Source organism: Myxococcus sp. XM-1-1-1 (assembly GCF_020037095.1).
Lineage (GTDB): Bacteria > Myxococcota > Myxococcia > Myxococcales > Myxococcaceae > Myxococcus > Myxococcus fulvus.
Genome location: NZ_JAIQDH010000001.1, coordinates 834760 through 848333, shown reverse-complemented (window position 1 = coordinate 848333; position 13574 = coordinate 834760). Strand labels below are relative to the sequence as shown.

Annotated in this window: 10 protein-coding genes; 4 read left to right on the top strand and 6 right to left on the bottom strand. The window is 70.4% G+C overall.

All coding sequences use genetic code 11. The annotated features are described in order from the left end of the window. Positions 1–26 precede the first annotated feature (26 nt). The 6 genes from K8640_RS03480 to K8640_RS03455 all read right to left on the bottom strand — a co-directional run bounded on the left by K8640_RS03480 (position 27) and on the right by K8640_RS03455 (position 6278). Positions 27–578, bottom strand: coding sequence for a response regulator transcription factor (locus K8640_RS03480; protein WP_046714908.1), 552 nt, complete (start codon positions 576–578; stop codon positions 27–29). Further along, positions 565–1947: an ATP-binding protein gene (locus tag K8640_RS03475; protein ID WP_223745757.1), complete on the bottom strand. Its 1383-nt coding sequence runs from the start codon at positions 1945–1947 to the stop codon at positions 565–567. The genes K8640_RS03480 and K8640_RS03475 overlap by 14 nt, the downstream gene beginning before the upstream one ends. Positions 1948–2062: 115 nt before the next feature. Next, on the bottom strand, positions 2063–2581 hold the full coding sequence (locus K8640_RS03470; RefSeq protein ID WP_141323642.1) for a hypothetical protein: 519 nt from the start codon (positions 2579–2581) through the stop codon (positions 2063–2065). A gap of 47 nt (positions 2582–2628) precedes the next feature. Then, a complete protein-coding gene (locus K8640_RS03465) occupies positions 2629–3609 on the bottom strand; it encodes a HEAT repeat domain-containing protein (RefSeq protein ID WP_223745756.1) in 981 nt (326 codons plus the stop codon). 7 nt (positions 3610–3616) lie between these two features. Continuing rightward, positions 3617–4828 (bottom strand): hypothetical protein, encoded by a 1212-nt coding sequence (locus K8640_RS03460; RefSeq protein ID WP_223745755.1) that lies wholly within the window; start codon positions 4826–4828, stop codon positions 3617–3619. 121 nt (positions 4829–4949) lie between these two features. Then, a complete protein-coding gene (locus K8640_RS03455; RefSeq protein ID WP_223745754.1) occupies positions 4950–6278 on the bottom strand; it encodes a glycoside hydrolase family 2 TIM barrel-domain containing protein in 1329 nt (442 codons plus the stop codon). 82 nt (positions 6279–6360) lie between these two features. Here K8640_RS03455 and K8640_RS03450 point away from each other — a divergent pair, with 82 nt between their 5' ends. The 4 genes from K8640_RS03450 (at position 6361) to K8640_RS03435 (ending at position 13487) form a co-directional block, all read left to right on the top strand. Further along, the gene (locus tag K8640_RS03450; RefSeq protein WP_223745753.1) at positions 6361–10803 is read left to right on the top strand and encodes a hypothetical protein; all 4443 of its coding nucleotides are present in this window, start codon (positions 6361–6363) and stop codon (positions 10801–10803) included. 87 nt (positions 10804–10890) lie between these two features. Next, entirely contained in the window at positions 10891–11712 is an 822-nt protein-coding gene (thiD, locus tag K8640_RS03445) for a bifunctional hydroxymethylpyrimidine kinase/phosphomethylpyrimidine kinase (RefSeq protein WP_223745752.1), read from the top strand. A gap of 118 nt (positions 11713–11830) precedes the next feature. Then, on the top strand, positions 11831–12193 hold the full coding sequence (locus K8640_RS03440) for a YciI family protein (RefSeq protein ID WP_141323632.1): 363 nt from the start codon (positions 11831–11833) through the stop codon (positions 12191–12193). A 25-nt stretch (positions 12194–12218) separates the two neighbouring features. Continuing rightward, positions 12219–13487: an RNA polymerase sigma factor gene (locus K8640_RS03435; protein WP_223745751.1), complete on the top strand. Its 1269-nt coding sequence runs from the start codon at positions 12219–12221 to the stop codon at positions 13485–13487. Positions 13488–13574 lie beyond the last annotated feature (87 nt).

Below are 13574 nucleotides of genomic sequence, written 5' to 3'. Positions count from 1 at the left end.
GGTGACGCACCCCGCGTCACCCCGTCTCACTGCCGCACGGGGTGCTTGGACAGCTTGCGCTGGAGGCTGCGGCGCTGGATGCGCAGCAGCCGGGCGGCCTGGGAGATATTGCCGCCACAGTCCGCGAGCACCCGCTGGATGTGCTCCCACTCCGCGCGCGCCAGCGAGGGCACCTGGTGCTCCAGGGCCGCGGCCTCTCCGGCGGGCAGCGTGGCGCCCGCGAAGGCCAGCAGGATGTCATCCACGTCCACGGGCTTGGAGAGGTAGTGCGTGGCCCCACGGCGCACGGCCTCCACCGCCGTGGCGATGCTCCCGTAGCCGGTGAGGACCACCATCGTCGTGCGCGCATCCAGCGCCTTGAGCTCGCGCACCAGGTCGAGCCCCGAGCCATCCGGCAGCTTCAGGTCGATGACGGCGTAGCCGGGGCGCACCGACGGCGCCAGCTCGAGCGCCTCCTTCGCGCTGCCCACGCCGTGCGCGGTAAAGCCCTTGCGCCCGAAGGCGCGCACCAATCGCTCGCGATAGGGCTCGTCGTCGTCGATGACGAGCACCACCGCGGAGGTCTCAGGCCGCTGCATGGACAGCCTCCCTCCGGCACGGCAGCACGAGCGTGGCGCGCGTGCCCCGGCCCTCTTCCGTATCCAGCTCCAGTCGTCCGCCGCACAGCTCCGCGAACGTCTGACCCAGGAACAGCCCCAGCCCCATGCCCTGCCCCGCCGGCTTGGTGGTGAAGAACGGCTCGCCCACGCGCTCCAGCACCTCGCGGGGGATGCCCGTGCCCTGGTCCTCCACCACGAAGGCGGTGCCCTCCGCGTCGCCGTGCACGCTCAACGTGACGGGCGCCTGCGACGCCTCGCTCGCGTGCAGCGCGTTGCGCACCAGGTTGGCCAGCACCTGCACCAGCCCGCGCGTGGGGAAGAACAGCGACACGTCGGGCCCTTGCGTGAAGCGCAGCCGCGAGAGCTCCCCGGCCGACAGCTGCTCGCGCAGCAGCCCGAGCACCGCGCCCGTCGTGGTGCGCTCGGGCACCTCGCCGTAGGTCTGCCCCGCGCGCGCGCTCATGCGCTCCAGGATGTCCCGGCAGCGCTCCACCTGGTCGCGGATGAGCCTGGCGTCCTCGAGCGCCTCGTTCGGCTCCTCCTGGATGAGCGCCTCCAGCTCGTTGGCCGCGATGGCGATGGTGCCCAACGGGGAGCCCAGCTCGTGCGCGGCGCCCGCCGCCAGGGTGCTCAGCGAGGCCAGCTTCTCCGCCCGCGCCGCGAGCAGTTGGGCGCGCACCAGCGCCTCCTGTCGGTCCCGGAGCGCCGCCGACACCCGCGCCACCATCAGCGCGATGAGCATCACCGTCAGCGAGAAGGCGACCCACAGCCCCAGCACATGGCGCGAGTGCGTCGGCATGGGGCTGGCGACATGCGCCACCTCCGCCAGTGGCACGTGCCACAGCATCAGCAGCATGGGGCCCAGCACGGACAGCATGGACAGGCAGACGATCCAGCGCCGCCCCAGCACGAGCGCCGCCAGCGACACGTGCACCAGGTACAGCATGGCGAACGGGTTGTCCGGCCCCCCGGAGAGCGCGAGCATCGCCGTCAGCAGCATCGTGTCGAACGCGAGCACGCCACCCAGGTGGTGCGTCTTCACCACCGGCCCCCGGCGCAGCCACAGCGTCAAGAGCAGGTTGGACACACCCGTCGTCGCCACCAGCGCGAGCAGCGGCACCACCGGCAGGTCGAGCATCAGCACCCGCACGGCCACGATGATGGTGAGCCCCGTGCCCGCCACCGCGTGCCAGCGCAGGCGCGCGAGCCACCGCAGGGCAATCGCGCTGGACGACAGCAGGTCCACCATGTCCTGCGCGGAGCGGTGGAACGCGGAGCGAGGCGGAGGTTGTCTCGACGCCGGCGAGCCACGCGGGGCCGCCTGCGAGTCGGAGGGCGGGCGGAACACGCCTCCTTGTAACCCGTAAGCCCCCGGTCCGCGAGCGCGTCAAGTTGACGCAGGGGCACCGGGCCAGGGAGGAGGAACACGACGCCCCGCTTCCCTGGCCGGTGCGGGGCTTCGGTTAGATGTAGCCCATCAGCTCACCACGGTCCAAGGCCTCGCCCTTCGACGTGTACGAGGAGTACCAGGACGTGTTCTTGGTGCCGTACTGGTCCTTCTGGAAGTGGGAGTGGGGACCGGTGGCGTTGCCCGTGCCGCCCAGGTTTCCGACCTGGCAGCGGTTGCACGTGCGGTCATACGAGTCACTGGTCTTGATCCAATGCCACTGACGGAAGGACCAACCGCTGCCGAGGTTGAGCTTCGCCTCGTTCTGGTTGCCGCTGCCGTTGCCGTTGCACACCACGCCCGAGGTGCGCACCGTCACGTTCCAGTAGACGGTGGCGGACACGCCCGTCTGGGCCCCCCAGTAGTTGCAGCGCGAGTTCGCCACGTCCACGGCGCCGTGGTACGTGCCGCTCGAGTAGTACGTGGTGGCCGTCACGGTGCTCGGATACGGCGCCACGGCGGTGTACGCGAGCGCGGCCGTGGGAAGGGAGACCAGGGCCGCCAGCGCCATCAGGCGCGACTTGGAGCTACGCATCGTTGTTCCTTTCGGGCCGACTGTGCGGCCCCCAGAAGGACTGCTGCTCAGCGAGCCTGACGCAACCGCTGCTTCTCCCTCAGGAGCAGGCTCCACTCCTGAAGACCGGTACTCAACGCGCCAATCCAGGCGTCGACCTCGGCGACCAGCCGAGGGTCGACACTGCGCAGCGCCCGAAGCTCCGGCACCGCGCCCTGGAACCCCAGCCGCGCGAGGCTCTGGAGGATGGCCGTCCGCACACCCACGTCCTGTTCGGCGCGATACAGCGCGCCGAGCGTCTGACGCGCGCGCGCCATCTCCGACGCCGGCACCCCGCCCAGCGCCGTCGCCGCGGAGGCGCGCACCTGCGCGTCATCGCTGCCCAGCAGCGTGTGCAGCGCCCCGGCGGAACCCGCGCCGATGGCCGCGGTGGAGATGTTGCCCAGGATTCTCGCCGTCACCTTCGCGTCATGGGACGCCGCGGCCGCCGCCACCGCCAGGTCCGACGACGGCCCGTGCATGCCCGCGTAGACAAACTGGTTGTCTTCGATGAGGTTCGTCGCGGCCTCCTCGCGGACCTGGGGCGAGGCGTCCCGCACCAGCCGCGAGTACATGTCCCCGGTGTGCTCCTCCGCGCTCGTGCGCCGCAGCGCGCGCGTGGCGGCCGCTCGCACCGCCGGGTCCGCGTCCCCGAGCGCGCGCTTCGCCACGAGCTGGAGCGTGCCCGGGCTCTCGCCCCGGTCCGTCTTCGCCGCCAGGGCCGCCGCCAGGTGCTCCACCATGACGGGCTCCGTCTCGCGCTCGAAGGCCGCGCGCAGCTGCGCCTCGGGCAGCGTGACGGCGGACTCCTTCAACAGCTCGCGCAGGTAGCGCCGGTACGCGGGCGACTTCGACTGGAGCCCTCGACGGATGGAGTCCATCAGCCCCTCCACCGAGCACGTCTCCGGCTGGAGCTCGGGAGGCGGCGCGGACCAGGAAGGGACGGACAGCAGGAGCGACGACAGGGCCAGCAGGCGAAGGGCCCGGAGAAAAGACGAGGTGCGCGTCATGGAGGGCTCAGTCGTGGTGGAGACAGCCGAGGGGGTCCTGGTCCGCCAGCGCGTTCCACACGCGCTCGAAGTCCACGACGCCGCTGGCGTAGATGCGCTCGAAGTCCTGGTACAGCGGCTGGAAGCGCGGGTCGATGAGCGCCATCTTCGCCATGACGGGCAGCGCCTCCTGTCCCGCGGCGCGCGCGGAGAAGCGGAACAACGCCCATCTCACGCACACGTCCTGCTCCGGCTCGAAGGCGCGCGTGAAGGTGTCCAGCACCTTCGTCCGGTCCTCGGACAGGGCCAGGTTGTGCGCCGCGGCGCCGCGCGCGTCGGGGCTGCCCTCGGTGGTGAGCACCTTCGCGTAGCCGTCCGTGGCGCGCGCATCCAGCACCGGCGCCGTCTCCATCGGCGTGGAGAGCGCCATGTAGCGCACGTGCTCGTCGAGCGACTGCGTGCCGATGCTCAACAGTGATTCGAGATAGGGCCCCGCGTTCGCCGTGCGCCCGTAGTCGTTCTTCATCACCCGGGCGATGGTCCGCGCCGCCGCCCACCCCGCCTCACCCGAGGCCGGGTCCTTGGCGAAGTCCGAGAGCTTCGACAGCGCGTCGGGGGAGAGCTGCTTCTGCGTGTCCAACGCGGACAACACCCCCGCGCGCCGCTCGGGCGACAGCTCCACGTCCAGCCCCAGCTCCAGGATGCGCCGGGACACCTCCGGCAGGTGCACCGCGTCCGAGTCCTTCAGCGCCATCGCGAAGACCTTGAACTCCTTCGGCCCCGCCTCGCGCGTCCACTCCAACACCTCGCGCGCCTTGCTCGCGTCTCCGCCGATGAGCTCCGTCAGCCGCTCCTTGAGGTACATCCGGACCAGCGGGTCTCTCGACGCGAGCAGCGGCGCCGCCCACTCGCGGAACGTCTCCACGCTCACGCCGTCGTTGAAGCGCTCCAGCTCCCGCCAGCAGGTGGTGGCGTCGTACCGGGGCGCAGCCTCGACGGCCTCCTCCTCTTGGGCCGCGGCCAAGGCCCGCCCACCCGCGCGAGCGCCCCGATGCGGGGCCCCTCCGTCGGGCGTGACGCCAACAGCCGGCACCGGAGTCGAGGGCGCAAGACTTCCGCGCCAGAAGGTCACCACCCCCACGACCAACACCAGCAACAGCCCACCCACGAGCACGGCGACCACGCGATGGCGCGACAGCCGGCCCGAGGAGGTGGAGCGCGAAGACGATTCGGGACGCATGCCGCGCCGACCCTACTACGTGCTCCAACCACCCAGACCTTAAAATCTCAGAAATCAGATAATTACAGTATTCCTTCGAAGATACAATTCGCTCTGCCTTTCCACGACACGGCGGAACGGCTCATGGCGCAGAGGAAGTGAGCACGGAGGTGGTGGCCGTCATCAGGTTGCCAGAGGCGTCCTTCGCCAGCCCGTACAGCTTGATGGGGCCTTTCACCGAGGGGAGCTTCACGCGCCAAGAGTTCGGTGTGGCGCCCGGCGTGGCGCGCAGGCGGATGACCTCACCGCGCTCGAAGCGGGTGGCCGCGCCCCGAAAGTTGTACGCGAAGGAGATGTCCAGCGGCCGGCCCTGCGGGTCCTTCACCTCGAAGGCCACGTCCGCCCAGGTGCCCGAGGTCTCCTTCTTCACGCCCTGGACGACGAGCGCGCCCACCTCCGGCAGGGGCGGCTGCGGCTTCTGCCCCGTGTACGCCTCGCGCACGGCGTGCCACGCGGGCCGCGTCGACTTGCCCGACAGCATGCCGAGCCACAGGCTGGTGTGGTCGAACGTGGAGCTGAAGTTGAAGACGAAGAGCCCCAGGCAGTCACCGGTGCGCACGTGGGGCGCGAGCAGCGTGTTCCACGCGTCGACGATGACGGCGTACTTCTCCCGGTCATCGGGCTCGCGCGGGACGCCCCGCTCATCCTTGGGCGCGTCCCACTCACCCTGCGCGCCGAACTCGGTGATGAGCCAGGGTTTGGTGGCGCCCTCCTCGCGCAGCGCCTCCGGCAGCGCCTGGAGCCCCCGTCCATAGACATTGAGGCCGTAGGCATCCAGCGACGGGACGAGCTTCTCCCACCACTTCACCGCGAGCACCCACGCATCCACCGAGATGACGGGGTGCGCGTCGTCCACCTTCTTGATGTCCCGGACCACGCCCTCCAGGAAGCGGGCGTAGGCCTCCTTCGCCGCGTCGTTGGGACTGTTGAGGATGACCTCGTTGCCCACGCCCCACGCGAGCACCGCCGGGTGGTCCTTGTAGCGCCGCACGCTCTCCAGCGTGTCCTCGCGCTGCTTCTTCATGCCCGCCGTGTCGGTGAGATAGTCGAACGAGTCGTCGTCCTCCGCGCCGGGCTGGCCATGCCGCATCCACAGCCCGACGAGCACCTTGAGCCCGTGCTTGTGCGCCGCGTCCAACAGCGGCTGCGTCTGCGGCCCCACTCCCCAGGTCCTCAAGGTATTGACGCCGAGCGCCGCGAGCCGCGCGCAGTCCTGCTCGTACGCGGCCGAGCCCGCGCTGCCGCTGAACGTCACCCCCTTGGCGACATGGGGGCGGCCATCCACCTGCAAGCTCCAGCCGCCCTCCCCCTTCACCAGGGTGGTCCGGGCCTCCGCCACCGGACCTACGGACAGCACCACCGCGAACAGCCACACCAGGACGACGCCAGGACAGCGAAGCGTAGGGGCCATGGGCGCGGAGGATAACGCCAGACAAATCGCGGGAAGAAATCCACCCGGGTCCGTTCAGCACCCCAGCAAAGGACCAATCACAATGAACTTCTTGCGAAACATCCGCCGGGACCGGCGGAGAGTCTGGGGTCTGGCGGCCGCGCTGGTGCTGGGCGCCTGTGGCGACAACGGCCTGCCGGAGACCGCCCGTCCGGCCGGAGACGAGCAGTTGGAGACCGCGACGACGGCGCAGCCGCTGGCGTTCTCCTCGCCCATGGACTTCTCGGAGCTGCGTGGGCTGCCCGCGGCGCCCGCCTCCATGGACACCACGGTGAGCGAGCTGCTCGCGGTGCTGCCCGACCCGCGCTTCGCCGACCTGCGCGGCGTGCTCCAGACGCGCCACCAGCCCACCGACAAGGTGCGCCTGCTGACGTCCTACGCGCGCGACTACCCCGTGTTCCTCAAGGGCCACCAGGCCCTGCTGCCCCAGGCCGACGGCGTCATCTCCGCCCAGAGCCCCGTCGTCACCTGGCAGACGCTGGCCTCCAACGCCTGCTCCTCCACCCACGCGTGCGCCAACCTGTTCGAGCCCACGCAGCAGGACACGGGCACCCTGGACCACAAGGTCATCGTCATCGTCGCGCCCCTCGTGGAGCTGGCCGCCCCGGTGCAGACGGGCGGCGCCACCCTCGTCGTCGCCTCCGGCGGCTTCACCTCGCGCGGCTTCTCCGTGCGCACCACGCCGGGCGCGCGCACGCCGCAGCAGGACGCGGACCCGATGGACCGCGTCGTGCCCCCGGGCCGCGACGGCCTCAACGGCGGCAGCTTCGTGCTCTACACCAACGTCCTCAACGGCGTGCGCGTCACCACCTCCGGCCAGAAGGGCGAGGATGGCTGGACGGGCGTCGACGCCACGGGCTCCCCGCCCACCACCACCATCACCGGCAACTACGGCCCGGACCCGAAGGTGAGCTGCAGCGGCACCCCCACCGCGCAAGCCGGCCACGGCAGCAACGGCGGCAAGGGCGGCCACTCCGGCGACGTCGTCATCCGCTACACCTCGCTCATCGGTCCCGGCGTCGTCAACGAGCCCCACAAGGCCTCCCCCATCACACCCGAGCAGTGCTTCCAGGACGAGGACGGCCCCTGCCACAGCCTGAAGTGCCGCTGGAACCCCGCCATCGCGCTGTGTGATTCGCGCACGGAGGCGGACAACACCCAGTGCAGCGACGGCAAGGACAACGACCTCAACGGCTACACCGACTGCGAGGACTACGCCTGCTCCAAGAACCCGCACGTCACCGTGTGCGCGGACGCGTCCTGGGGCCCCATCCAGCGCGAGGCCTCCGCCGAGTCCTGCAGCGACGGCAAGGACAACGACAACGACGGCAAGACGGACTGTCTGGACCCGGAGTGCAGCCAGCGCGGCTTCTGTCAGCAGAGCCGCGCGGCCAACAGCGAGTTCTCCGAGGAGGCGTGCCAGGACGGCCACGACAACGACGGCGACGGCTTCGTCGACTGCGCCGACTTCGGCTGCAAGAACTTCGCGACCACCTGCGGCACCGCGGGCGAGGGCGGCGACGAGGAGTGCACGGACCTCATCGACAACGACGGCGACGGGCTGGGTGACTGCGCGGACCCGGGCTGCCACGGCAACGCGTACTGCGGCCTGGGCCCGGTGCTCCTGCTCACCACGGGCCTGGAGGAGACCAACGACGCGGCCTGCTCGGACGGCACGGACAACGACGTCGACGGTGACGTGGACTGCGCGGACAAGGAGTGCCGCTACAACCCCCGCGTGCTGAACGCCTGCGGCAGCGAGCGCACGGTGCTCAACTGCTCGGACGGCATCGACAACGACGGTGACGGCAAGGTGGACTGCCAGGACCCCGGCTGCGCCGGCAACCCCTACGTGAAGGTGTGCGAGCCGGACACCTACCCGTTCCTGCAGGAGGCCACCGCCGCCACCTGCTCGGACGGCGTGGACAACGACGGCGACTACTACTCGGACTGCTCCGACTTCCAGTGCAGCAACAGCCCGCTGGCCGGCAACGTGTGCGGCGCGCAGGAGAACACCTTCGCCCAGTGCACGGACGGCCTGGACAACGACAACGACGGCTACAAGGACTGCTCCGACTCCACCTGCCGCAACAGCCCCTTCTTCGGGGACCTGGCGTGCCGGAATCAAATCCAGACGTGGCACGACGTGAGCCTGGGGGACTCCTACAACGGCCGCTACGTCGACACCCGCGCGGAGCTCGTCACCACGGCGCCGCTGTCCGGCAAGAAGGGCATCGCCGGCAAGCGGCTGTCCCGGACGGTGCAGGTGGTGGTGCAGGAGGCGCCTCCGGGCAGCTGCGAGCACTACGACGACTACCTCTGCGTGCCTCGCGACGAGACGCGCACCTGCTACGTCGGCACCAAGGCCAACGACGGCGTGGCGGGCGCCGCGGGCACGGCCGGCACGCAGAAGGTGCTGCGCTCGATGCGCCGCGACGTGGACATGCTGCGCGCCCTGCTCGCGCCCCAGTCCTGGCGTGTGTCGCAGTCCCACGCCAACGCCCTCTTCAAGCGGGGCGAGCTGCAGCGCGCGGGCTTCCACTACCTGCAGAACATCATGGAGATGGGCGGCATCCTCGCCCAGGCGGGCCTGGTGTGTGACGAGACGCCCGCGGCGGGCCGTCCCTTCGCGGACCTGTACCTCTACGGCTCGCTGTGCCCGCTGATGGCCCACGACGTCACGCGCCTGAGCTTCCTGCAGAGCCAGCGCAACTTCTACGGCCTGGCCAAGGACACGCCCTTCAACCCCCACCTGCGCTACGAGCAGCTGCGCGCGGAGTTCGACTCGCTCTACGACGTGCTCGACAGCTCCGTGAACCAGTGGCTCACGCTGGCCAACGGCACGCAGCTGTCCGCGTGGATGTCCCAGAACCAGGCCGCGCTCAACGCGGACGTCGGCGTGCTGGAGGCGGAGAAGGTGGTGGCCGACCAGCGCATCACCGTGGCGAACGCCTCCATGGCCGCGCTCCAGCAGTCCATGAACAACCGCAAGGCGGCGATTCAGCTGATGACCGAGAACATCCAGGCCACGGACCAGCGAATCACGGACCACTACAACACCAGCAAGGGCTTCGGTGAGTTCCTGCTGGACCTGGTCGGCACGGTGGCCGCGGCCTACGGCGGCGAGTTCCTGGCGGACCTGGCGGGCAAGGCGGCCGAGTCCCTGTGGAGCGAGGTGAAGAAAAGCTTCCAGTCGGAGTCCAGCGGCACGCCCGTGGCCGGCGCGGGCGCGCCCAGCAGCGAGAGCGGCTCCATCCAGACCCTGCTGTGGGACGCCATCAAGACGAGCGCCGCCAACGCCGCCGCGAGCAAGCCCTTCAAGGACAAGCTCAAGAGCGGCGGCACCGAGCTGTGGGACATCGTCTCCGGCAACCAGAAGAAGCCCGCGCGCAGCATCATCTCCGACGAGGTGAAGAAGGAGATCCTCTCCCAGTCGCAGGTGGAGATGACGCTGGACCTGATGGACCTCCAGGCCCAGGTCACCAAGGCCCAGGCGGAGTACCGGCTGGCGCTGATGGAGCGGGACATGGTGACGCTGCGCCAGCGCAACTCGGTGGCCGCGCGTGACGCGCTCAACGACATCCTGGCCTTCGGCAACGGCACGGAGCTGCGCAAGTTCGACCAGCTGCTCATCGGCCAGCAGGTGTACGCCCGCGCGCTGCGCACGCTGGACCAGCTCTCCATCCGCTACTGGGAGCTCATCCGCGTGGCCGAGTACCAGTACCTGCCCTTCGACGCGTCCACCGGCGACAGCGCCATCCCTGCGACGTTCCGCGAGAACTACGACTTCAACCTGGCCAACTATCCGGACATGAAGACGCGGCTGGTGCAGCACCTGGACAGCCTGCCCACGCACACGGTGATGAGCCTGACGCCGTACTACCGCCGCCTGGCCGCCACCGACTTCCACCCGCTCACCGTCAACGAGTCGGAGCGCATGAAGGCGCTGGGAGATCTGGTCACCGCCGGGACGACGTACCGGGCGGCGCGCTTCCAGGTGACGCCCACGGACGTGAACGCATCCACCGTGCTGTCGCTGCGCAAGGGCCACCGCGTGCGCAACGTGCGCGTCAACGTCGTCACGGCCACGGGCGCCTCCGTGTCGGTGCCGGCGGTGCTGGTGCGCGACACCATGGACGGGTTCAAGCTCGGCAACTACTTCGCCGAGTTCGAGCTGGTGGACCGGGACGAGTACACCTCCGGCGGGACGCGGCAGGTGCTCCACTACGTGCCCTTCACCGCCTGCGTCTCCGGCCCGCCCGCGTGCGACGTCGCCGACCCGGCGTGCTCCACCCCGTTCCAGGGCGCGGCCTTCACGGACGCGTGCAGCGTGGCGCCGGGCGGCTCCACGCCGGCCAACAACTCCTTCTATGACCGGAGCCTGTTGGGCGAGTGGACGCTGCTCATCGACACGGCCAGCTTCACGGGCCTGGGCGATGTGCGCGCCGCCGAGGTCGTCTTCATGACGGCCGGCATCACCATCTAATCGTCTTGACTCCGGGTGCGGGCTCGCGGACCTCCGCGGGCCCGCGCCCTCCAAAAGGGGTGGCTCCCTGGAGCGGGCCGGCGCAGCATGCGCCCCATGGAGACTCCCAAGCGAGTGCCGACGGCGCTCACCATCGCCGGCTCCGACAGTGGCGGTGGCGCAGGCATCCAGGCGGACCTGAACACCTTCTCGTATCACCGGGTGCACGGCACCACCGCGCTCACGGCCGTCACCGCGCAGAACACCCGGGGCGTCACCAGGGTCGACGTGCTCCCCGCCGCCTCCGTGGCCGCGCAGGTGGACGCCGTCATCGACGACCTGGGCGTGGGCGCGGTGAAGACGGGCATGCTCGTCAACGCGGAGATCATCTCCGTCGTCGCGTGGCGGCTGAAGGCGCTCAAGCCAGGCCCGCTCGTGGTGGACCCCGTCATGGTGTCCCGAGCCGGCGCGCGCCTCATCGACGACTCGGCCGTCGGTGCGCTCAAGGAGCACCTGCTCCCGCTCGCGGACGTCGTCACGCCCAACCGGCACGAGGCGCAGCTGCTCTCCGGGATGGACCTGCAGACGCTCGAGGACATGAAGGAGGCGGCCCGGCGCATCCACCAGCTCGGCCCGCGGGCGGTGCTGGTCAAGGGCGGCGGCATGTCGGGCGAGCTGCGCGGCCTGGACGTCTGGTTCGACGGGGAGCGGATGGAGACGTTGTTCCTTCGCTCGGTGAAGACGCACAACACGCACGGCACGGGGTGCACCCTGTCCGCGGCCATCGCCGCGTGGATGGCGCTGGGGCAGGCGCCCTTCGAGGCCACCCGACGCGCCAAGACCTTCGTCACCTCGGCCCTGGAGCACCCGCTCCCCCTGGGGCAGGGGCATGGTCCCTTCAGCCACTTCTCCCCGCTCGAGCCCTCCTGAGGGGCCGGGTGGAAATGGGGCGGAAAATCCCTTGGGAAATGGGCGGTCGATTTCCCGCCGGCCTGTTCGACCCAAGGCGGGAGGCTTCACTCCCCTTCGTCACCGTGAGGATGGACCCATGAAGTACCTGCTGATGCTGTTCGAGAACGAGAAGGCCTGGGACGCGCTGCCGCAGGAGGAGGCCCAGAAGGTGCTGGAGGAGTACGCGGCCTTCAGTGAGTCCATCGAGAAGAGCGGGAACAACATCGCGGGCGAGGCGCTGCAGCCGACGTCCACGGCCACCACGGTGCGTGTGCGGGACGGCAAGCGGCTGACGACGGACGGGCCGTTCGCGGAGACTCGCGAGCAGCTGGGCGGCTTCTTCCTGGTGGAGGCGAAGGATCTGGACGAGGCGATTGCCCTGGCCTCACGCATCCCCGCCGCGAGGTCGGGCTGCGTGGAGATACGCCCGGTGATGGACTACTCCGACGTCATGGGCTGAGGCCCGGAGTCGGAGCGGGTCGTCCATGGAGGAGGTGCGGTCCATCGTCGAGCAGACCTATCGCGCCGAGCATGGCCGCATCGTGGCCATGCTCATCGGCGCGATGGGGGGAGACTTCGCCTCGGCGGAGGAGGTGGTGCAGGAGTCCTTCGAGGCGGCGCTCCAGCAGTGGCCGCGCGAGGGGATTCCGCGGGAGCCTCGCGCGTGGCTCCTGCGGGCCGCGCGCAACAAGGCGGTGGACCGGGTGCGCCGGGGCGTGCGCCTCGGCGCCCGGGTGGATGCGTTGGAGGTGGTGGCGAGGCTGGAGCAGGAGCTGGCCGCCACGCCGAGTGGTGAGGACTGGGAGGCGCATCCGGACGACTCGCTGCGACTGCTCTTCACGTGCTGCCACCCTGCCCTCGCCGTGGACGTCCAGGTGGCGTTGGCGCTGCGCACGCTGTGTGGGCTGACGACCGAGGAGGTGGCGAGAGCGTTCCTCGTGCCGCCGGCGACGATGGCGCAGCGGCTGGTGCGCGCGCAGCGCAAGATTCGAGACGCGCGCATTCCGTATGTCATCCCGGAGCCGGACGCGTTGGGGGAGCGCACCCGGGGCGTCCTGCATGCCATCTACCTGCTCTTCTCGGAGGGGCACTCCGCGACGCAGGGCACGGAGCTGGTGCGCGTGGAGCTGTGCGAGGAGGCGCTGCGGCTGGCCCGGCTGACGTGCGACCTGTTGCCCCGCCATCCCGAGGCCACCTCGCTGCTGGCGATGATGCTGCTCCACCATTCCCGGCGCCACGTGCGGGTGGCCGAGGATGGTGGACTGGTCCTGTTGGACCGGCAGGACCGCGGGCGATGGGACGCGGCGAACATCGCGGAGGGGCTGTCCCTGCTCGACACCGCGTTGTCCCTGCGAGCCTTCGGTCCGTACACGGTGCAGGCGGCCATCGCGGCGCTGCATGCACAGGCGAAGCGGCCGGAGGACACGGATTGGGAGCAGATCGCCGCGCTCTATGAGCGGCTGGCGAAGCTGACACCGGGTCCGGTGGTGGAACTCAACCGCGCGGCGGCGGTGGCGATGGCGAAGGGCCCGGCACAGGGGCTGGTGTTGGTCGACGACCTGGAGTCGTCCGGACGACTCACCGAGCACCACCTGCTGCCCGCGGCCCGCGCGGAGCTGCTGCGCAGGCTGGGGCGCAGGGACGAAGCCGTGGCGGCCTACCGTCGCGCGCTCGCCCTGGTGCGCACGGAGCCAGAGCGCCGCTTCCTCGAGGAGCGACTGCGGGAGGTGCTCGCGGAAGTGCCGCCGACCTGAGCGCGTCACGGAGTCACTCGACGAGGAATGCACCCACGCCCCGCGCCGGCAGTCGGCCGCCGAGAGGACGCGACACCGCGCCGAGGA

What these genes read in the sequence shown, in the direction of transcription:
- K8640_RS03480 (WP_046714908.1), bottom strand. Translation starts at nt 578, where the DNA reads ATGCAGCGGCCTGAGACCTCCGCGGTGGTGCTCGTCATCGACGACGAC.
- K8640_RS03470 (WP_141323642.1), bottom strand. Translation starts at nt 2,581, where the DNA reads ATGCGTAGCTCCAAGTCGCGCCTGATGGCGCTGGCGGCCCTGGTCTCC.
- K8640_RS03465 (WP_223745756.1), bottom strand. Translation starts at nt 3,609, where the DNA reads ATGACGCGCACCTCGTCTTTTCTCCGGGCCCTTCGCCTGCTGGCCCTG.
- K8640_RS03460 (WP_223745755.1), bottom strand. Translation starts at nt 4,828, where the DNA reads ATGCGTCCCGAATCGTCTTCGCGCTCCACCTCCTCGGGCCGGCTGTCG.
- K8640_RS03455 (WP_223745754.1), bottom strand. Translation starts at nt 6,278, where the DNA reads ATGGCCCCTACGCTTCGCTGTCCTGGCGTCGTCCTGGTGTGGCTGTTC.
- K8640_RS03450 (WP_223745753.1), top strand. Translation starts at nt 6,361, where the DNA reads ATGAACTTCTTGCGAAACATCCGCCGGGACCGGCGGAGAGTCTGGGGT.
- thiD (WP_223745752.1), top strand. Translation starts at nt 10,891, where the DNA reads ATGCGCCCCATGGAGACTCCCAAGCGAGTGCCGACGGCGCTCACCATC.
- K8640_RS03440 (WP_141323632.1), top strand. Translation starts at nt 11,831, where the DNA reads ATGAAGTACCTGCTGATGCTGTTCGAGAACGAGAAGGCCTGGGACGCG.
- K8640_RS03435 (WP_223745751.1), top strand. Translation starts at nt 12,219, where the DNA reads ATGGAGGAGGTGCGGTCCATCGTCGAGCAGACCTATCGCGCCGAGCAT.